Raw genomic sequence first — 20,852 nt, forward strand, 5'->3', positions numbered from 1 at the left:
GCGCCGGTCAACGCCACTTTTGCGGCAGATTCATCATGGGCGACCTCCAGCTAAGGTGATCTTTCTATAAACATTGATTTAGCTTGTTTTGAACCAATCCTAGCGCAGCCGGTAGAATCGGTGGGCAGTGTCGGCCATGTTGGCTGGCGGTGTATGCCGGGCGACATGGCGGGGCGTCTTGAAAGACTTGGGCTTTAGGCTTTCAAACGAGGCGGAAGCCCGTACTCTGGCTGTAGCCGACCCCACAGCCCACTGATTCTGTCCGGCGAAGCGCCAAAAAATACTAACGTTTTAACCAACTAACTGTGAAGATACTTCCCTGAGGCTGGTTGTTGGTGACGGTAATTTGGGCTTGGTTCAAGCTGACCAGCTGTTTAACGATGGCGAGGCCGAGCCCACTACCTTCGATTTCTTGGGAACGGGACTGATCGACACGGTAGAATCGCTGGAAGATGGCCTCTTTTTGGTCATCAGGGATGCCTTCACCTAAATCCGCGACGGCTAGGTTAACGTGAGTTGCATCCTGACTCAGACGAAGGGTGATTGGTTGGTCATGCGGCGAATATTTATGGGCGTTGTCTAGTAATGCCACCACGATTTGCTGCAACATCTCGGCGTTACCGGCGACGTGAATGTCCGGGTCAATCGCGAGTTTAAGCGGTTGGTCGATTGATGGCTGGTAGTGTTCACCCAGTTGCAGTAATAGAAACGAGAGGTCCTGGTCGGTGAGCACTAATTTGGCCCGGTCCGCTCTGGAAAGGTGCAACAGATTCTCAATCAAATGTTGCATCCGTAACGATTCTTCATCAATAAATTGAAGAGATTCCGGAATAACTTCAGGATGGGCGGCACCGCGCCGGCGAATCAAGCTTAGATTACCCCGAATGGCCGCAATGGGGGTGCGGAGTTCGTGCGAGGCGTCCGAAATAAACTGTCGTTCATGTTGAAGGCGTTCATTTTGGGCCACTAGTAAGACGTTGAAGGCTTGCCCGAGGTCGTGAACTTCGCGCGGACTATCCGGTACCGTTAAGGTTGGTTGGTCGCTATCCGGATTGTTGGACGTATACTGGGTCTCACGCAACAACGCAATGGTTGGCGCACTTAGCCTGGTCGCTAACCGGTGCGCCCACCAAGCACCGAGGGTAACTGCCCATAGGGTAACGAAGACCATGAGACAAATTAAAATGAGTAGACTGTTGAACAGGCGGCGTAGGCTGACCCAGAGCTGGTAGGTGTTGTTGCCGCCCTTTTCCGTATACGATAGAAAGAAACCAAATCCCCGAACGTAAACTAAGGGGCCGACGAGGTGGCTCTGTTGCTTGGCAAAGAAGGCTTTGGACGAGGGCGTGGTTAAAATCGTTTGCTTGGTTTTAGTTGCGGTCGTCAACGTCGCCTTTTTGGTCGTGACCCGAATGAAGGCGGGTTGCTTAGTATTACGGGTGGTCGTATTGTTCCAGTGAATAAAGCTGGGGACGTCCTTAATATTGGCCTGGTTGAGGCTGTTCATCAGGTCGTGAGCTTCCCTAGTAGTATTGACCGTTTGCTGGGTGCCCACGATGAACAGCGTGACCAGACTAACCATGAGGGTAATGGTCAGCATTAGGCGGCGAATCGCCTGGTTGATAACCTGTTCATAGGTGGGGGTCGTTTGATGATCAGTCATTAGCGATCGACTCCCTTAATTTATAGCCAACGCCCCGCACCGTTTTGATCAGTGGGTCGCCGTTGGCCGTTTCTAGTTTATTGCGTAAGTAACCAACGTAAACGTCGACCACGTTTTGTTGGCCTAAAAAGTCCGCTCCCCAGACTTGGTCGAGTAAGTCGTCACGGGTAAAGACTTCGTTGGGGTGGGCGAGAAAGAATAGGAGTAAATCGTATTCACGATGCGTCAATTGGATGTCTTCGCAAATGAAGCCCGTTATTTTTGGAATAAGTTTAAGCATGAATTTGTCACGGTGCCGGCAAGTGAAGCGCCTGAGACCTTAAAATGGATTGAAACGGTCTTAGCGGAACGTGATATGCACTTCAGCTATAAGCCGTTAGAGGTGACCGAATTTGTTGTTGAGGGGACTAAATGGGCCTATGTCTTTTACGAAAATGGACTGGCTGTCAATGTCTTATATAGTCTTGAAGAAGGCGGTAAACGGGCCGTTGGCTTCAAATTGAGTGATGGCATGGAAATCCCCGCTGAATTTGAGGGTAAGTTTAAGTTTGCTCGGCAACGTTCCAAACTAGCTGGGACCATCCGTGGTTCATTCTTCGTTATCAAGGGAACGTATTAAATTTAAAGAGTGGTCCAAAAGGCGGAACAAACTGCTTCTTGGCCCACGTTTCGACCACAGCAATAGGAAAAGCCAACCAGAAATTTTCTGATTGGCTTCTTGAGTCTTGTACCAGACTCGTCGCTTTTTTGAAATTAATTTAGTTGTTAGCGGGTATGAAATTGGGGATGTAACATTTGCGGGTGACCGTGATCGTTTCCTCGGTACTGAATCAACCAGTAATCGTTCTGGGGTAACCCGTAGCGGGCGATGAGGTGTGTCACGATGAAGCGAACCGTGTCAGCGTTAGCGTTTGTCCATAAACGCCAAGTGGGTAACTTAGCGGAATAAACGCGCTCCCAATCGCCCAAATCTTCTTCGCTAGGGGTGAGTGCGGCTAACAGTTCGGTCTGTTTGTCGCCAGTGAGTTCAATAAGGTAGCAGTATTTTTTTGTGTGAACTGAATCAGCATTGACCATCACGGGGAACTCCTTCATCTCGGATTTTAACGGCCTGCAAAAATTACCGTTTAAATGAATTTTCCTATAGACATAGTACAACCGTTTGACTAATTTGACTAGCTTTTTGTAACGCTGTTACCAAAATGTAACAATTAGACTTGCAATTAAAAAAGATAGGGCCTGGGACTTGACCTGAAACGCGTTTCAGCGGTTATAGTGAGGACGTTAAGAAAACGAGGGGAGTAATCCAAATGGCTACTGGAATTTTGAAACAAATCGATTTAACGACAACGCGTGAACGGTACTTTTTTGTGGCTGTTCAGCGTACTGCGGATCGAATTTGGATTCGCTCGCTTCAAGCTTTTAAACCGTTGGAATTAACAGTTAAGGTGAGCGAATTGCGCGTTAACCCTGACCAGGCTAGTACGGCCCGGGGAAATAAAAAATATGAATTTAATGATGATACGGGTGGCCTGTTGACCCGCATCAAGACGTGGGTCAGTTAGATATTACAATTATGACCTAGTTCGGAACACTCTTTAAATGACAGCTGTCCCGGATCGTCCGTGGTGTAAGACCGGCAGAAAAAAAGCGCCGCTCTAACACCACCTTCACGGCCGATGTTATCAGCAATAGCCTCCGATGGTTCAATGGGCTTTGAGATCGTAGCAATTCTGACTGCCGGAGCGACTAATTTAGCAAACAATTAAAAAGATGGGCTTTAAGGAGTGAATAATTCCCTAAGGTCCATCTTTTTTTACAACAGCTAAAGATTAAAAAGTGAGTTTGGTGATTAAGTACAGTTTTAGGATAATACAAGACAGCTACTTGTAAGCTATTTCGATTATCAGACGACAACAATGAGTAAAGCTATTTTGAGCGGGAGTCGGGTAGCCTTGGTGTGCTGTGTCGGCAAGATTGGCAGGTGATTTTTATCTGCCAATCTTGCGGGGCAATTCAAAGACGTGGGTTATCGGCTTTGAATTGAGGGAGCAGACCGCAGTGTGGCTGGGACCGTCCCCCACAGCACACCGAGGCTACCCGACAGAGCAACTAATCAAACTTAGTGGGTCCCATCCGTGTAAGTGATGGTATCTAGTCCATCGGTGTTGTAATTCAGGTTCGTTTTACCGTCGTAAGCCGTATTTTGTGCGTTGAGTTTGGTTTCCATGTTACTGATTTTAGCTGACTTTAAGCCCAGTTCCTGACGGAGTTGATCAGAGGCACTTTGTAAGGTGCTGGTGCTTAAAATTTGGTAGGAGCTGGTGTTGATCCAAGCGGGTTGTCCAACGATTTGCGTTGATTTAATGCCCTTCAAGTTGGCGCGGTCATGGGTAGCCAAGCCGACAAGGTCATTGAAACTCAGGTCGGTTTTAAGGTTACCTTTGAGTGAAGCGAGTAACTGGTTATAGCGACTATAGGTGCCGGTCTTGGTCAGTTTGACTAAGACGGCCCGCATAACTTGTTGTTGCCGCAATTGCCGACCGTAATCGCCCCGTGGATCTTGGTAACGCATCCGGGAGTAGCTGAGGGCTTCCTTACCGTTCAAGTGGTGTGTGCCTTTAGAGATGCTGACACCGTCAAAGTTACTGTCGATAGGACTGGTGATGGTTACCCCACCCACGGCGTTGACGATTTGTTTTAACCCACCCATATTAAGCGTTGCGTAGTAGTTAATGGGGATGTTGAGCAATTTTGATACGCTGGCTTTAGCCATGGCTGAGCCACCGATATTATAAGCGGCGTTGAGCTTTTGAACGTTGGTCTTTTGGTCACCGACCATTTCTGCTAAGGAGTCCCGCGGAATGCTGGTAATAACGGTTTTCTTAGTCTTAGGATTGATGGTGACGACCATGATCGTATCCGAGTTGCCTTTGTCGATTCGGCCATCAGCCCCGGTGTCGACGCCTAGTAGCAGGATACTTAATGGCTTGGTGATATCGACCCGCTGGCTATTGCCCGTATAAATAGCGGACTGGTACCGGGCCTGAGCCTGCCGAATAATCAGCCCAACCGAAATGGCGACCATCAAAACAATTAATCCAGCCGCAATTAAAATTGGACGACCTTTAGATTTTCCCATGTGCTGCATGTTAACGACCTCTCTTAGTGGAACTTCCCCAAAATTATTAAACTCAACTACTAGCATACCTTGAGAAGTGTATGCCAGAAAAATACTTATTTTGAGTGTACGCAATTCAAAAAATAGATACCACTAAACGTACTTAGATTGGAAACTAAGCTAATCGGTTATTTGGGGTTAATGAGGCTGTATTGGTGGCGAATCTGAAAACTTGATTTATACTGATCTATGTACTAATTAGACAAAGCGAGGTTTTGATCATGACAGTCTTTAGAGCATTTAGCCATAAAGAAGTTTTAGATGACTTGAAAGCACAAGTCACCGATGGAAAAGTATTTACTGATAAGGAAACGCTGCAAAAATATTCATTCAGCACAAAGATGACGGATGAGGATAGCGGCTTGGCATTGGCTTACGTTGAGGCACATTCAACGCGGGACATTCAAGGCACCTTAAAAATTGCCCGGAAGTACCATATTCCGGTTGTACCCCAAGCTCAAACGACTAGCACCGTAGTTGGTTCAGAAGGTATTGAGGGTAGCTTGCTCCTTTCAACGGTAAAAATGAACCGGATTCTAGAAATCAGTAAGGCGGATTCATTAGCCGTCGTTGAGCCCGGAGTAATTAACGGCGATTTGGATAAGGCCGCACGGGAGCAAGGCATGTTTTACGCGCCAGATCCTGGTTCACGTCCAATGTCTGGTATTGGTGGCAACGTTGCGACGAATGCCGGTGGGATGAGTACCGTTAAATATGGTGCTACTAAAGATAACGTTCTCGGTGTGAACGTCGTTTTAGCCGATGGACGCGAAATCAAGTTGGGTGGCCGGACCTTAAAACAAGCGTTTGGCTATGATTTAACACAATTGATGGTCGGTTCTGAAGGCACGTTAGGCATCATTACGAAGGTTATCGTGAAATTGTTACCGATTCCATTAGGGACACCGGTGATGGGTGTGGCTTTCTTCGACAACATGACGGCGTTAGCCAAGGCCGTAACGGCAATCCGGATTTCTGGGGTTTACCCAACAATGTTGGAAGCCTTAGATGCGAACACGGTCGCTGCTTTGGATCGCTATGAGGATACGCATTATGCAGAAGATAACGCTGCAATGTTAATCTTCAAGCTCGACAACGGTGGTGAAGCCAGCATGAACGTTGTTAAAAAGTTATTAGCGGAATATTCTGCTAGCAACGTAACGGTGACGACTGATCCAGACGAACAAGCTAAGCTGGAACAATTGCGGCGCGATATGTTACCAGCCGTCTTTGCAGGGCAGAACCATATTATGGAAGACATGGCGGTTCCGTTGTCACAACTGGCACCTTTGATGGATTACATTCAAGACCTTGCAAAACGCTTAGATGTTAAGATTTATACGGCGGGACACGCTGGTGATGGGAACGTCCACCCAACGTTAGTTTGGCCAAAGGAAGCAACGGAAGTTCCAGAAAACGTGATTATTGCGTTACAAGAAATGTTCAAGCAGACGCTAGTGTTAGGTGGCACGATTTCTGGCGAGCACGCCGTGGGAATGCTCAAAAACCAGTGGAACAACGCTGAACTTGGTGAAGACGTTGACCAACTGCAACATCAAATCAAAGCATTATTTGACCCGATGAACTTGCTTAACCCTAAGCGGAAAATTAACTAAGCACTAAGCTTTTTCCTATTAGTGTTGAGAAGAATCATTGCGGAATATTCTGATTATGCTTATGATTGAGTTATGACCAATCCATGGAGGGAAGCCTATTGACACCAAAAAATTCTAACATCCGCTTAGAGTTTGATGCAGAAGTTTTGCGAAATGAAATCTTTGATGTACATGACTTTGCCACCTTTGAACGGTTTTGGCAACGCTTTGAACACTTTTTGACTGACCGAATGGTGGTTGGTCGGCTAAATGTTTTAGAAGCGCATGGCTTGATTCCAAGTGAGTTTAGGGATGTTGCTGGTCGACTAGCGTATTCAGCTGGTGATCAGGAGTATCAGATCGATTACGATCAAATCGTCCGGGAATGGATGGTTACGACTCAATAGTTATGGTGCATGAGAGCGAAGAGTTTATAATTGGAGCGAAATTTAGTGAGCACAGCAAATTCTCAACCAGTCGCAAATGATGAGCAATTTTTACCAGCCCCGCCGGAGTTATTGCAGGCGGTCGACCAGCTGAAGGCCTACTCGTTGCGTTACGAGGTGGCCATGAAGTTGGTTTTGGACAAGTTGGATTACATTAGCCGGGAATACGAGTTACGCTACGGCTACGCCTTGATCGATAGCAAGCAGTCACGAATTAAATCACCAGAAAGTATCGTGGGTAAGTTAAAACGCAAGCACCTACCGCTGACTTTTGACGCGGTGTTTAGTAACTTACACGATATTGCTGGAATTCGACTGATTGTTCGATTTTTGAGCGACGTCAAAACGGTGGAAGACCTATTAGCGACGCAAGCTGATATTAAAGTTCTAAAAGTGAAGGATTACATCCATCACCCAAAACCCAATGGTTATCAAAGCTTACATTTGATCCTTGGGGTTCCGGTCTACACGGTTGATGGTCCAAGTATCATCGAAGTTGAGTTACAGATTCGAACGATTGCGATGAATTTTTGGGCGTCATTGGAGCATGAGCTTAACTATAAAAAGAACGTGCCCCATCAGGCTGCGTTACGGCAGTCGTTAACCAAAAAGGCACAATTAATTACCGAATTAGATCAAGAAATGGATGATGTCAAGCAACGGATGTACGATCCCGAACGACCACCTAAGAAATTTTAGCTAAAAAGAGTGGGCCAAAAGGCAGTTAGTTTGTGAGCATTAACGTGAAATCAGCGATTATTCCGGGGTTTGGAATAGTCGCTGATTTCGGGTTAAGCGGAGCAAACTGCCTTTTGGCGCACGTTTCGATCATAGTAATAGGAAAAGCCAACCAGATTTTCTGATTGGCTTTTTGAGTTTGTTCCAAACTCACTTTTGACATCAAACTTGATGGGTATCAAGTCTAAAATTAGAGGGATTCGATAGACTGAATAAATCGTGAACTTTTTAGGCCAAATGAAGCTGAATTATTTCCGATTACGGTTTGAACATGCTATTTTTAATAAGCAGGATCATGATTATTGATATTGAATAATTATGATATTTATACAGAAACCGTAATGGTTGTCCCTAACTAAGTTCCAGTAATATTGTGAGGTGATTCAGTTACTCCGTTGGTTCGGAAAGATCTTTAACCGGTTTGCCCCGGTACCACCAATCGTTGATGAAGCTAGCGAGTTCTTCTGGTGATTCGTTTAAACCGGTCTTGAGCCAGTAGCGTACGACGCCAACGATACCATTGAGATAGTATTCGAACATGTACTCTTTTTCACGACTACCGATGCCCTGAACTTTGTTAGGAATCTGTGCGAGAATTTCGCGTTTAGTCGTGGCAATGAAACTCATTAAGAAATCTTGGTCGGTCGTCAATATAAAAGAAGTAACGGCGTGGCGTTTCTTAACCACTTCGAAAATTCCCGTCAAAATGGCTTGTAATGAGTCCGGAATCGAATGTTCATCGATCACGGCTAGGAGTTCCTTAGTTGCATCTTGTTCCATTCGATTCATGCAGTCCTTGACGTCTTCATAGTGTGCATAAAACGTTCCCCGGTTGATGTCGGCTGCTTTGCAAACGGCGGTCACGGTAATTTCATCAATACTTTGTTCTTGTAGCAATTGGATGAGACTATCTTGAATTAAACGCTTTGTCATCTGGGAGCGCCGATTATTTTTTGTGCCTACCACTTTATTCACTCCATTATTTGAACAGTATTGTTTAGTTTGTTTATTTTATGACAGTTTTATGAAAATTGTTGATTGAAATTTCATTGGTTTTCAATTAACATATTGTTATTATTTAAACACATTGTTGGTTAAATGTCACGATGTCGTTTTAGAATCTGATTTAGGGAAGGGATACAGATTGAAAGGGAGCCGTAGACGCTTTACAATTCAAGCGATTATTTGGCTGGTAGTGATGGTAGCGGCCGTCATCTTCCTGCCGAATATGAGCAGTCTGGTTCGTGAAAAGGGCCAGACTAAGCTGCCAAGCAGCGCCAAGAGTCAAGTTGCGCAAGTCATCCAAAATCACTGGGGGTGTGGTCAAAATAACACGCGTCAAGTGGTCGTGGTCTTTAACAACGGTGACTCACCGTTAACTGACACGCAGAAGCAAGAGATCGATGGGACGATCCAACGCTTCAAAGTTCAAAAGTCGAAGTACCACGTGAAGTCAATGACTGCCGCAAGCGATAACGCGGCTGCCAAGAAACAATTGATTTCCAAAGATAAATCGACCGAACTTTTACAGTTAATGGTTGGTAAGAATCAGACCGTTTCAAACATGACAAAAAACATCACTGAAGGTGCAAAGACGAGTGGTGTAAAGACTTACGTTACCGGGAGTGACATCTTAAACGATGACTTCACGCAAGAAACGGAAGCCGGTATTCAAAAGACCGAAATTATTACGGTCATTTTCATCTTTATCGTGTTGACGTTAGTCTTTAGATCACCAATTACACCATTAGTATCACTGTTGTCCGTTGGGGTTTCATTTATCATTTCACTGAGTGTTGTGATGAACTTAGTTGATAAAGTTAACTTTCCATTGTCGAACTTCACCCAGGTCTTTATGGTCGTGGTGCTGTTCGGGATTGGGACCGACTACAACATCTTACTGTTTGATCAATTCAAAGAAGAGCTCAGCCATGGCGATAGTCCGGTCGCCGCGACTGGGAGAGCACTAAAGATTGCCGGACGAACGATCCTGTACAGTGGGTCGTCACTATTGATTGGGTTCTCAGCCTTAGGGTTGGCGAACTTCTCGATTTACCGGTCAGCGGTCGGGGTTGCGATTGCCGTCGCCATTCTGTTGCTCGTCTTACTGACGTTAAACCCATTCTTCATGGCTTTGCTAGGACCACGGTTGTTCTGGCCAACTAAGAAGTTTGCTGGTGGCAGTACGAGTAAGATGTGGCACGGGATTGCATTTAATTCCGTCCGTTACCCAATCATTGCGTTGGTCGTGATCTTAGGCGTTTCATTGCCTTTTGTCCTAACGTACAATAACGAGTTGAACTACGATACGTTAGCTGAATTAAACGATACGATTCCGGCTAAACAAGGGTTCAAAGTTGTTCAGAGTCACTTTTCAAAGGGGACGGCTGAACCGTCAACGTTATACATTAAGACTGATCACGCTTTGAATAATGAAAAAGATTTAAAAGCGATTGATAGCTTAACGAAACAGTTACAAAAAGTTAAGGGCGTCAAGACCGTCGCTTCCGTCACCCAACCAGGTGGCTCTGCCATTAGTGATTTATACGTTGGTAAGCAACTTGGGACCGTGACTAGTGGGATGAAGACCGCGGGTAGTGGCCTGACCAAGATTAGTGACGGGTTAGACACGGCTAACGGTAAGCTGAAAAAGGCCAATGTCGCGGGCAGTGTTAAGGACGTTAAGAAGTTGGCGGATGGTTCGAAGCAAGTATCCGACGGCTTGAGCGAACTGAACGGTAAAACCGGGACGTTAGCTAGTGGGACGAGCCAGTTAGCCAGTGGTGCGAATACACTGAAAACTGGGTTGGTCACTTACACTAACGGTGTTTACACCGTCAACAGTGGGTTAAACCAGCTAAACAGCAAGACTGGGACACTCGCTAGCGGCGTCAGTCAGTTAGCCAGTGGCTCTAACCAAGTGACAAGTGGGTTAAACCAATTAAATGGTAAGACGGGCGCTTTATCCAGTGCGACTGGTCAGTTGGCCAGTGGTTCTAGTCAGGTTGCCAGTGGGGCCAACTCACTTAAGTCGAACTTAGTGACTTATACGAATGGTGTTTATACCGTTAACAACGGTTTAGACCAATTGAATAGTAAAACGGGGACTTTGAAGTCCGGAATTACGCAGTTATTTGACGGGACGCAATCCTTAACTAATGGGTTGGATCAGTTAGATAATAATAAGAAGGCCATTTCTGACGGGACGACTACTTTAAGCACCAGTGTTTCAAAGCTACAAGGTGGTTCTAGTGAAGTTTCTCAAGGGTTAAATCAATTAGCAGAACAGATTAAAGCTGGTAACAGCTCAGTGAGTGCTTCTGACCTTGCAAAGTTAGTTTCAGGGTTGCAGGCAATCAATGGCAACATGCAGACGTTGATTGATAATTCTAGTGATTTGCCAGCAAGTATGACGGCCTTAAATCAGGCGGCAACTTCGACTAAGCAGTCACAGTCAGCCATCAGCTCTGACATGACGGCCATTAAGGGCGCGTTAGAGAGTGCTGCTGCAGCGGATGCCGCTGGTAGTCAATCATCATCGACGACTAGCGTGAACGGGAACACCGTGGCCGATGCAGCGGTAGCAGCTGCGGGTTCATCAGCCACTGCTGAACAAAAGTCAGCCATCAGCTCGGCCGTAACGTCAGCGGTTAACGCACAAAATAGTGCGAATGCGAAGACGAGTTCAAGTACGGCAACGACAAAGGCTAATTCTTCAGCAAATTCTGGTCTCAGTGCTTTATCTGATTTACAAAAACAGTTAACGGCAATGAACGCTGCCACTGATCAATTACAAACATTGAGTACTAAGTTGGGTAAGCTTTCCTCACTTGGAACGTTAGCCAACGCAAGTATCGATGCGAATAACAAGTCGATCAGTGCGGTTCAAGGGTTGCAAAAATCTTTGAGCAGTATGCAAGAATTAGAAACTGCAGTTGGCAAGTTGTCTAACGGTTCTAACCAAGTCACTTCCGGTTTAGGCGAATTACAAACTGGGACTGACACGTTGGCAGCTAAGCTAAACCAATACACGACGGGCGTTTCAAGTGCCGCTAGTGGTGCTAACAAAGTCAACAATGGTGTCAGTGGGTTGAACTCACAAGTGCCAACGTTGACTAGTGCCATCAGCGCACTCAGTCAAGGGACGAACAAGTTAAATGCTAATTCAGGTGCGCTTAATGCCGGAACGACGCAGTTAGCTAGTGGTGCGACCCAAGTTGCGACTGGTAACGGTCAGTTGAATGCGCAAGTGCCAACGTTAGCAAACGGTGTTAGTCGTTTAGCTAGTGGGTCTTCACAAGTTTCGACTGGTTTAGGCACGTTACAAGGCCAAATCCCAACGTTAACGGGTGCTATCAGTGCTTTGAGTTCTGGGACGAACCAATTAGTTTCGAACTCAGCAGCCTTAAACGGCGGTGCTTCAAAACTGGCACAGGGTGCAACCGAATTGAATTCGAACGTGCCTGCACTCGTTAGTGGTGTCAATAAGTTGAACACCGGTGCCAAGCAGGTTGCCGATGGGAACGCAACGATGTACACCACGATGCAAGGACTCGTTGGTCAAATGCAAGAATTACAGACTGGACTTAAGACGGCCAGTGACGGGACGAAGAAGATCAACAAGGGTGTCGGTTCAGCCAACAGTTACTTAACTGGACTGAAAGATTCTGACGCTTCGAAGACTTACTATGTACCAAAGAGCGTCTTGAAAGGTAAGACTTATGCGTCAGCATTGAAGGCGTACATGTCTGAAGACAACCACGCCACTAAGCTGACGATTGTCTTGAATACCAACCCAAGTTCGAAGTCTGCGATGAATAAGATTTCATCGATTCAAACGCAAGCGCAAAATAGTTTGAAGGGGACCGCGTTAGATGGCGCAACGATTGCCATCGGTGGTCAAACTTCTGAAACTAATGATACGCAAGCCATTGCGTCGAGTGATTTCATTCGAACGGCTGCGATTATGTTGATTGGGATTCTGATTGCCTTAATGGTCATCACGCGTTCCGTCTTACAACCGTTCTACATCTTAGGGACGTTGTTGTTAGCTTACATTATGTCCTTGAGTATCACGCGGATCTTGAGTAACTGGTTCTTAGGTCAAAGCATGTTAACTTGGAACACACCGTTCTTTGGTTTCATCATGTTAATTGCCCTTGGGGTCGATTACAGTATCTTCCTGATGATGAAGTACCGTGAGTTTGATAATTCGGCAGCAACACCAAGTACCCGAATTGTCCGGGCTTCCGCCGTTATTGGGGCCGTGGTCTTATCCGCTGCCTTGATCTTGAGTGGGACGTTCGCGGCATTGATGCCATCCGGCGTTTTAACCTTGATTCAAGTGGCGATGGTTGTGATTATCGGGTTAATTATCCTGGTATTCTTTATTCCGACGGTCATTCCAAGTTTGATTCGTTTAACTTATCCGTTAACGGATCGTATGGAAAATGAAGGCACGGCGGAAGAATCAACGAAACGTCATCAAAAGTAAAATTATTTAGTGGTCAGTGTGACTAACTAGACCAAAACAGCCTTTCGGAAGATATTCTGAAAGGTTGTTTTTGGTTTATGGTGATTAGGAGGAAACAATAATGAAACGATGTACCTGGGCGGAATCTTCAGATTTAATGCGGGCTTACCACGATCAGGAGTGGGGGCACCCTCAGCATGATTCGCAAAAGCTCTTTGAACTATTATGTTTAGAGACTTATCAAGCGGGACTGAGCTGGCAAACGGTGCTCAATAAACGGGCGGCGTTTGAGGCGGATTTTCATCACTACGATATTGAACGAGTTGCTGCAATGACGACGGATGATTTGGCGCGGTTAATGACTGACGAACGGATTATCCGGAACCGGTTGAAATTAACGGCAACGATTAATAACGCCCGGGTGATTCGTGATTGGCCAGCCGGTTCGTCGTTTGCGACGTGGTTATGGGACTTTGTCGATAATCAACCGATTCGGCAGGCTTGGCAACGCATGGACCAGATGCCAGCGACCAATGACCTCGCCAAACGGGTCTCAAAGGAAATGAAAAAGCGGGGGTTTAAGTTTGTGGGGCCAACAACCATCTATTCCTATTTACAAGCGGCTGGCTTGATCAATGACCACTTGGCGGATTGTGATTGGGCGCCGGAAAACCAAAGATAGCTTATACGGAGAATTGAATTGCTTTCTAGGTAATTTATTTGGAAGATAGGTACAGTAGTATTTAAAAATATGATTGGCAGGAGTATGTTTACACTAGGAATATGTATGAGACAAGAGACTCAGTGTTGCATAATGTATCTATCAGGGGGAAACGGCATATGGTATCAAAAGTGAAATTTCCAAAGAATATAATAAATGGTGTGTTAATTTTATTATTTTCGGCAATAGGTAATATGTTGGTAGCGCTGCTTAAAATAGATCATGGAGAGACATATTCTGTGGTACAAGTACAATTATGGGGATCGTTTTGGTTAGTAGTGGTGACGTTTATAATTGTAGTAATTACGTACGCTTATTTATTGTTAAAAAAATCCAAATAGTATTTGGTATTGATACGTTAGTACTTGATAAAGCAAAATAGAAAATAATATAGACAGTCGTGCTGTAAACTCTCAGTGCAACTGTTTTTTTGCTTGAATAGCTACTTTTTCCGATTGTTTCTAAACCGCTATCCAAATTTAATGTTTTACATCTCATCCTTTAGAGTATTAGTAATGGATAATCAAAAAAAGTCGCGACTAAGCCGATAAAATTGTGGAAGACCTTCACATTTTGCCCCCATTTTCCGTGTAAGTTTAAATCTGTTAAAGCAATTTGCAAGTTCAAAACTTACCTGAAGGAGGGTTAAGCGTGAATTTTTTCAAACGCGCATGGCTTAATCTAACGGCCAAAAAGGGTCGTTCAATATTATTAATTCTAGTGACGTCAGCGATTATGTTATTTGTTTTGGCTGGGTTACTGATTCGAAACGCTGCGGATACCGCAACCAGCAATGCTAAGAAGAGTGTTGGGGCAACCGTTACGCTGTCGGCTAACCGGGAGGCGGCTTTTAAGAAGATGCACAGTTCGACATCGACAAGTAAAAGCAGTCGACCGAAACTAACGACATCGCCAGTCAAGTTAAGTGATGCCAAGAAGATTGCCAAGTTGAGTAACGTTGCGAGTTACAACGCGACGGTCTCAACGTCCGCCAATGCGAAAGGGTTTGATGCCATTTCGACGTCTACTAGTAGTAATACTGGGGGCGGGATGAAAGGTGGCATGGGCGCCAGTAGTAGTGGCAGTGGTGACATTGCCATCGCTGGTGTGACGAGTACGAGTAGTGTGACTAGTTTTGAAAGTAAGTCCAGCAAGATTATGAAGGGTCGTGGCATTACAGCGAGCGACGAAGGGACGAACAACGTCGTCATCGAAAGTGAACTCGCCAAGGAAGATAGCTTAAATGTCGGCGACACCATCAAGATGAAGGCGACGACTGGCACTAAGAAGACGTACACCCTGAAGATTGTTGGGGTCTATAAAGCCTCGTCCAGCACTAGTACCGAACAGGGACCTGGTGCGACGGACCCATCTAACAGCGTTTATACGTCGTACACATTTGCGAATGCCATTAAAGGGTCGAAGTACAAAAATACGGCGGACTCCGTGACGTTCACCATTTCCGATCCCGCTAAGGTCAGCAAAGTTAAGACCGCTGGTAATCAGTTGATCAGCACGTCTAAGTATTCACTGAGCACGGATGACAGTAGTTATCAAACGGTCAAAGCGTCCATGAATAACGTTAAGTCGTTTGCGGATAAGATCGTTTGGTTAGTTGCCATTGCCGGAACGATTATTTTAGCCTTGATCGTTATTTTAATGATTCGGGAACGACGTTATGAGATCGGAGTGCTGCTGTCCCTCGGCGAAAGTCGGTGGAAGATTGTGGCACAGTTCTTCGCTGAAATGGTGATGGTCTTGGTAGTTTCCGTGGTGCTTGCCGGATTTGGTGGCAAGTTTGTGGGTAACCAATTAGGGCAACAGCTAGTCTTACAGCAGACGACGACTGCGACAACGAGTTCGTCGTCTGGCACGACTGGTCAACCGGGTGGTAGTGGTGCACCGGGTGGTAGTACTGGTAGCAAGCCAAGTGGCAATATGCAAGGTGGGCCGGGTAGTAGTCACACCGGCAGTGTGGCGGCGAGCCAGAAGCAAACTGATCTGGATATTAACGTCACCGTGATGGATCTGGTTGAACTGGGTGGCTTCGGGTTAGCAATCATGTTCTTATCGATCATGTTAGCTTCCGGTGGTATCTTGCGGTTGCAACCGAAGAAAGTCTTGATTGACTAGTGAGGAGGAAAAAGTGATGTTAAAAGTAAACGATTTGGGTTACTGGTACGATCGTCAGGAAAATAGTCTATTTGAACACGTTACCCTGAACTTTGAAGCGGGTACGTCTTACGCAATCGTGGGCCAGAGTGGCTCGGGTAAAACAACGTTTTTGTCGCTATTAGCTGGGTTAGATAAACCCCGGGCTGGGCAGATTGAAATGAATGGCGAGTCCATTAACAAGATTGGCTTGACGAATTACCGGAAATCACACGTTGCCATTGTGTTTCAGTCCTACAATCTGTTGACCTACATGTCACCGCTCAATAATTTAATGACGGCGATGGCAATCACGGATTCGGCTCACCGTGGTGACAAACGCTACGCTATGGAAATGCTACGCAAGCTTGGCTTGAGTGATGAACAAATGACGAAAAATGTGCAACGTCTGTCTGGTGGTCAGCAGCAGCGAGTCGCCATTGCACGAACGATGGTTTGCGATGCAAAATTAGTGGTCGCCGACGAACCAACGGGTAACTTAGACGAGGAAAATACGCGTGACGTGATTGAGTTGTTTCAGAAGATTGCTCATGAGCAGCACAAGTGTGTGATTATTGTGACGCACGAACCGGACGTGGCGGCAACGTGTGATCACGCGTACCGTTTAGCACAACACAAGTTTAGTCTGGAAGCTTAGTTGACTGGATATTAATAGATGAAGATGGGCGGATAATCAGATTTGGTTATCCGTCTATTTTTGTAGCTTGAATGAGAAAATTGATCTTTCTGAAAAAAGGTTTTTAATCGGTGCAGGAAAATACTGATGCATCAGTGATTAGGATGATGCTGATTGGCTAATAGTGTTATTATTGACCTGTTATCTTGCGTTGTAACATGAAAATAGGGAGTGGGGAAAATGAAATCACAACGCAAAACGAACGTACTGGCCGTGACCATTGCCATTTACGTTGCGACCTTTGTCAGCGCCGTAGAAGGAACCGTCGTTTCAACGGCACTACCAACGATTGTAGGTGACCTTCGCGGTGTTAGTCTGATGAACTGGGTCTTTTCAATTTATCTGTTAACGACTGCGATGGTCACGCCAATTTATGGAAAATTGGCTGACTTAGTTGGTCGCAAACCGGTGATGCAAGTTGGTTTAGCCATTTTTATTGTTGGTTCAACCATGAGTGGTTTGTCCAATACGATGCCTGTGTTAATTTTTTGGCGGGCCGTTCAGGGGATTGGAGCTGGTGCGTTGTTACCAGTTTCGATGACCATTATCGCAGATGTTTATTCTTATGAGAAACGGGCACGGGTCCTTGGTATTAATAATTCAGCCTGGGGTATCGCCGCGGTACTAGCCCCTTTAATCGGGGGTGTGATCATTGATAAACTCAGTTGGCACTGGATTTTCTTTATTAACGTCCCCATTGGCCTGATTACGATGGTCTTGTTTCAGTTGTTTTTACATGAGCCTAGCCATGTGCAACATAAAAAAATTGATTACCTGGGTAGTTTTTGGCTGATGCTTAGTTTATTGAGTTTAATGCTCAGCTTTCAGAGTTTAGGCCAGACGCCCATCAATTGGACGATTGTCGTGCTTGAATGGGGTGTTAGTGGTGTCAGTCTCTGGCGATTCATTCGTCAAGAAAGTCGGACCGCCGAACCAGTTATTTCGCTTGAGTTATTTAAGAATCGGCCCTTTATCGGTCAAAATTTAATTGCTGGGCTTATTAATGGTTATTTAATGGCCATAAGTGTTTACGTTCCAACATGGGCGCAGGGCCTTTTGGGTGTGCCGGCTTCATTCGCGGGGTTTGCACTTACCCCGAGTTCCTTACTGTGGATCATTGGGGCGTTTGTCACTAGTGCACTGTTGGTTAAATGGACGCCTCACCGAATTCTTTACTTCAGTTTGAGCTTTATTTTAGTTGCCGGTGTCTGGTTTGCCAGCTTGCCGATTACGACTAGTTTTGGTTGGTTCTTTTTAATTACTGCTATCGGTGGCTTTGGTTTTGGGATTACGATGACAACGACTACCGTAACGTCACAACACTTGGTGCCAGAAGAGGCTGTTGGTGTTGCGACGTCATTCAATACGTTGAGTCGAACGATTGGTCAAACTTTGATGGTGTCGATTTTTGGGATTGTTTTAAACATTGGCATGCAGCAAGAGCTGGAAATGCATCCTGGTGCGACCATGACGATGATGAACAAGCTAATTAACCCCCAAACGGCCGGCCAACTTCCTGCAAAGCTCTTACCCGCTTTGCGGCAAGTTTTATATAGTGGATTGCATTGGGTTTATATTATTGGAATTATTTTTGTCTTACTTGCGGTATTAATTAATTGTTTAGATCAGCATGACTGGTCACTCGATTAGGTCTGATGAATGGTCGAATTGATAAGGCTAATTCATAAGTAATTAAAAAGTCTGGATCAGGTGGCGGTGAGCCATTCCTAATCCGGACTTTTAATTTTGGACAGGTGTATGACGAAAGACGATCCCCGTTAAGATTAAAATAATCACGATTTCTAGGAGTTGAAAAGCCGCGGTTGTGTGAATCAGCGGCAAGTTAATCGTTGGCTGACTAAAGCTAAAGAAGTCGTTTAGGGCGTGGATGGCGATGGGCCACCATAGTGACTGTGTCGCTTGGTACAACCCGCAGAGTAAGAGGCCAATTGCAAAGGTAAATAGTAACTGCAGTCCAGTTAGCATCAAATCCTGATGGGTTAAGTTGACCAAGTGTGTCAGGCTAAAGTAGACGCTGCTCAGTCCGGCTGCCTGTAAGAGTCCCCTACGACTAGTGCCAAAAGCACGCAAGAATAATTTGAAGATGATGCCACGAAAGAGGAGTTCTTCGAAGCAACTAACGAGAATGGCGACCAGTAATGTGAGAAGCAGGGGCGTAACGGAAGCGTAAGTTAACAGACCAAAAATAGCTGCTATCCCAACAACAAGCAAGCTGGGTCCCACAATTGTCAGTTGCTTAGTCCAATTCAAGCTGGAGCGAAAGCGTAGCGCTTGATGAATATAACGGTTGTTCAATTCAAAGACTAAAATAATCAGAATAAGTTCTTCAATCCCGGTGGCGGTCTGCGTATTGACCGTTGCAAATAGTGGAAATTTAAATAATAGGCTGACCAAGATCAAGGCACCAACGATGATGAGCCATAATGATGTGGCTAAACGGACAGCACGCATGGATGTGTCACCTTCTCTCAATTTTAGTTTTAGCATACGCCAATTAAAGACCAAAAGAAAACCCGTTTCGAAGCGTAACTTCGAAACGGGTTAAATTTAAATTTCAGTTTTGATTAAAGCGCCCAAGCGTTCATGCCTTGTGCATGGTATAAAGAAACGGCGGCGTTAACTTGGTCTTGAACAGAACCGCTAGAGATGTGCATGTTTTGGAATAAACCATAGGCACCACTAGTACTGTTCTTAACAGTTGAGTTCCAGCCAGATTCGCGGGTGATGATCTTGTTCCAAGTTGAGGCAGAAACCCCAGTCCGTGATTCCATTTGGCTCAAGACGTAGCTTTGCGTGTTCCCACCATTACTTGGAGTAGTGGATGAAGCAGAGCTGGCCGTTGAAGTTGCGGCTGATGAGCTAGCTTGGCTAGCAGCAGAACTCGTTGCAGCTGAAGAAGTTGCTTGGCTGGCAGCGGATTGTGGTGCAGCGCTGGTTGCAGCTGATGAACTAGCTTGGCTAGCTACTGAAGTTGCTGAAGAGGTTGCTTGGCTGGCAACTGACTTAGGTGCGGCACTCGTTGCGCTAGCTTGACTGGCAACTGAAGAAGTTGCTTGGCTAGCAGCGGATTGTGGTGCGGCGCTGGTTGCAGCTGAAGTAGCAGTCGTTGTGGTAGTTGTACCGTTAACTTCTAACTTGTCACCGACAAAAATTAAGTTGACGTTGGATAACTTGTTAGCTTTTTCAATAGCGGAAACCGTCGTGTTATGGTTTTGAGCGATTTCAGAAACGGTGTCACCAGCTTTAACTGTAACTGTGTCAGCGTTAGCGACCGTTGCAGAAAGGGCGAACAATGCTAAGGCTGCAGTTGATGATAGTACAAGGTTTTTGATTTTCATAATTATTAAATACACTCTCCTATGATTTGCGATAGTTCTTCTTGATTAACGTTCTTCACAACTTTGATGGTTTGGTGTTTGTCATAACCAATCAACAGTAACTAGTATAACTGGCCACTGTGTCATTCAAATAATCAGAACATTACGTTTTGAGCGCCAAATGTAATATAGCGCTGATTTTGTAATGAATTGTAATATTAGGGTGGGTTTTCAGAAAATGATGATAAACGATTAACGGGATTGATTAATATTGGTGATGACGGGGTGATGGTCACAAGGTTTCTAACGGAAATCGAAAATGATCCACCCATGTAAATTTTTCTCTTAGCTACTATAGAGTAGGTAAAAGAATCACCATACGTCCAAACTAACATTTGACTCAGACCTAAAGATTGAAAGTCCCAAAAGGCTGTCAGCGTTGCAACAGCAATAATTATTATTCCTAAAATTAGCCGCTCTATCAGGTAGCCTTGAGTGCTATGGAGGGGACGGTCCCAGCCAAAGGGCGGTCTGGAACCTCACTTCAAAGCCGCCAGCCCACGTCTTTGAAGTGCCCGGCAAGATTAGTCGGATAAACCACCGGCTAATCTTGCCGACACAGCACTCGAGGCTACCCGACTACGCTAAAAACTATCTTCCTATTGTTTTTACTGTCAGATAATCAGTGGCAACCTCCGGGCATCCGATTAGCATCACATTTATCAAGGCAATTTCCAGCTATGTTGAGGTTGTTGACAAATTTAACCGGTTTATTTTAAGACAACCTTAGCGTAGCCGGCAGAACCAGCGGGCCGTGTCGGCACTGTTAGCTGGCGTTGTTTGCCAGGT

Annotated in this window: 15 protein-coding genes and 2 pseudogenes; 10 read left to right on the plus strand and 7 right to left on the minus strand. The window is 45.5% G+C overall.

The genetic code is table 11. From position 1 onward, the window contains the following. Positions 1 to 283: 283 nt before the first annotated feature. On the minus strand, positions 284 to 1,663 hold the full coding sequence (locus tag IV64_RS06325) for a sensor histidine kinase (RefSeq protein ID WP_057706302.1): 1,380 nt from the start codon (positions 1,661 to 1,663) through the stop codon (positions 284 to 286). After that, positions 1,656 to 1,904 (minus strand): annotated as a pseudogene (locus tag IV64_RS06330) (winged helix-turn-helix domain-containing protein); the annotation flags it as partial. The pseudogene IV64_RS06330 and the gene IV64_RS06325, both read right to left, overlap by 8 nt. On the opposite strand from IV64_RS06330, the pseudogene IV64_RS06335 reads away from it, so the two are divergent. Continuing rightward, a pseudogene (locus IV64_RS06335) lies at positions 1,905 to 2,282 on the plus strand (phage tail protein); the annotation flags it as partial. A 146-nt stretch (positions 2,283 to 2,428) separates the two neighbouring features. Here the strand turns inward: IV64_RS06335 and IV64_RS06340 are convergent. Further along, positions 2,429 to 2,740: a hypothetical protein gene (locus tag IV64_RS06340; protein ID WP_057706308.1), complete on the minus strand. Its 312-nt coding sequence runs from the start codon at positions 2,738 to 2,740 to the stop codon at positions 2,429 to 2,431. A 233-nt stretch (positions 2,741 to 2,973) separates the two neighbouring features. Here IV64_RS06340 and IV64_RS06345 point away from each other — a divergent pair, with 233 nt between their 5' ends. Then, positions 2,974 to 3,228, plus strand: a complete 255-nt coding sequence (locus IV64_RS06345; RefSeq protein WP_057706310.1) for a hypothetical protein — start codon at positions 2,974 to 2,976, stop codon at positions 3,226 to 3,228. 557 nt (positions 3,229 to 3,785) lie between these two features. Here the strand turns inward: IV64_RS06345 and IV64_RS06350 are convergent. Then, complete coding sequence (locus IV64_RS06350) at positions 3,786 to 4,814, minus strand: LCP family protein (protein WP_057706312.1); 1,029 nt, start codon at positions 4,812 to 4,814, stop codon at positions 3,786 to 3,788. Positions 4,815 to 5,065: 251 nt separating this feature from the next. Here IV64_RS06350 and IV64_RS06355 point away from each other — a divergent pair, with 251 nt between their 5' ends. From IV64_RS06355 to IV64_RS06365, 3 genes are all read left to right on the plus strand, one after another. Continuing rightward, positions 5,066 to 6,460 carry an FAD-binding oxidoreductase gene (locus IV64_RS06355; protein WP_057706314.1) on the plus strand — a complete coding sequence of 465 codons (1,395 nt, stop codon included), beginning with the start codon at positions 5,066 to 5,068 and terminating at the stop codon, positions 6,458 to 6,460. Between the two features lie 98 nt (positions 6,461 to 6,558). Continuing rightward, a complete protein-coding gene (locus IV64_RS06360; RefSeq protein ID WP_157061075.1) occupies positions 6,559 to 6,846 on the plus strand; it encodes a hypothetical protein in 288 nt (95 codons plus the stop codon). Between the two features lie 45 nt (positions 6,847 to 6,891). Next, entirely contained in the window at positions 6,892 to 7,584 is a 693-nt protein-coding gene (locus tag IV64_RS06365; RefSeq protein WP_057706319.1) for a GTP pyrophosphokinase, read from the plus strand. A 426-nt stretch (positions 7,585 to 8,010) separates the two neighbouring features. Here the strand turns inward: IV64_RS06365 and IV64_RS06370 are convergent, their stop codons facing one another. Continuing rightward, a complete protein-coding gene (locus IV64_RS06370; protein ID WP_237757316.1) occupies positions 8,011 to 8,556 on the minus strand; it encodes a TetR/AcrR family transcriptional regulator in 546 nt (181 codons plus the stop codon). Positions 8,557 to 8,767: 211 nt separating this feature from the next. Between IV64_RS06370 and IV64_RS06375 the strand changes: the two genes are divergently transcribed. The 5 genes from IV64_RS06375 (at position 8,768) to IV64_RS06400 (ending at position 18,315) form a co-directional block, all read left to right on the plus strand. Next, positions 8,768 to 13,117: an MMPL family transporter gene (locus IV64_RS06375; protein WP_057706323.1), complete on the plus strand. Its 4,350-nt coding sequence runs from the start codon at positions 8,768 to 8,770 to the stop codon at positions 13,115 to 13,117. A 100-nt stretch (positions 13,118 to 13,217) separates the two neighbouring features. Continuing rightward, on the plus strand, positions 13,218 to 13,778 hold the full coding sequence (locus tag IV64_RS06380; RefSeq protein ID WP_057706325.1) for a DNA-3-methyladenine glycosylase I: 561 nt from the start codon (positions 13,218 to 13,220) through the stop codon (positions 13,776 to 13,778). Between the two features lie 690 nt (positions 13,779 to 14,468). After that, on the plus strand, positions 14,469 to 15,950 hold the full coding sequence (locus IV64_RS06390) for an ABC transporter permease (protein WP_057706329.1): 1,482 nt from the start codon (positions 14,469 to 14,471) through the stop codon (positions 15,948 to 15,950). A gap of 16 nt (positions 15,951 to 15,966) precedes the next feature. Then, on the plus strand, positions 15,967 to 16,626 hold the full coding sequence (locus IV64_RS06395) for an ABC transporter ATP-binding protein (RefSeq protein WP_057706332.1): 660 nt from the start codon (positions 15,967 to 15,969) through the stop codon (positions 16,624 to 16,626). Positions 16,627 to 16,845: 219 nt separating this feature from the next. Next, on the plus strand, positions 16,846 to 18,315 hold the full coding sequence (locus IV64_RS06400; protein ID WP_057706334.1) for an MDR family MFS transporter: 1,470 nt from the start codon (positions 16,846 to 16,848) through the stop codon (positions 18,313 to 18,315). A 90-nt stretch (positions 18,316 to 18,405) separates the two neighbouring features. On the opposite strand, the gene IV64_RS06405 is transcribed toward IV64_RS06400, so the two are convergent. Both IV64_RS06405 and IV64_RS06410 read right to left on the minus strand, forming a co-directional pair. Further along, the gene (locus tag IV64_RS06405) at positions 18,406 to 19,137 is read right to left on the minus strand and encodes a CPBP family intramembrane glutamic endopeptidase (protein ID WP_057706336.1); all 732 of its coding nucleotides are present in this window, start codon (positions 19,135 to 19,137) and stop codon (positions 18,406 to 18,408) included. A 113-nt stretch (positions 19,138 to 19,250) separates the two neighbouring features. Beyond that, entirely contained in the window at positions 19,251 to 20,024 is a 774-nt protein-coding gene (locus tag IV64_RS06410) for a LysM peptidoglycan-binding domain-containing protein (protein ID WP_057706338.1), read from the minus strand. Between the last annotated feature and the right edge of the window lie 828 nt (positions 20,025 to 20,852).

Source organism: Lactiplantibacillus xiangfangensis (genome assembly GCF_001438845.1).
GTDB classification, from domain to species: domain Bacteria; phylum Bacillota; class Bacilli; order Lactobacillales; family Lactobacillaceae; genus Lactiplantibacillus; species Lactiplantibacillus xiangfangensis.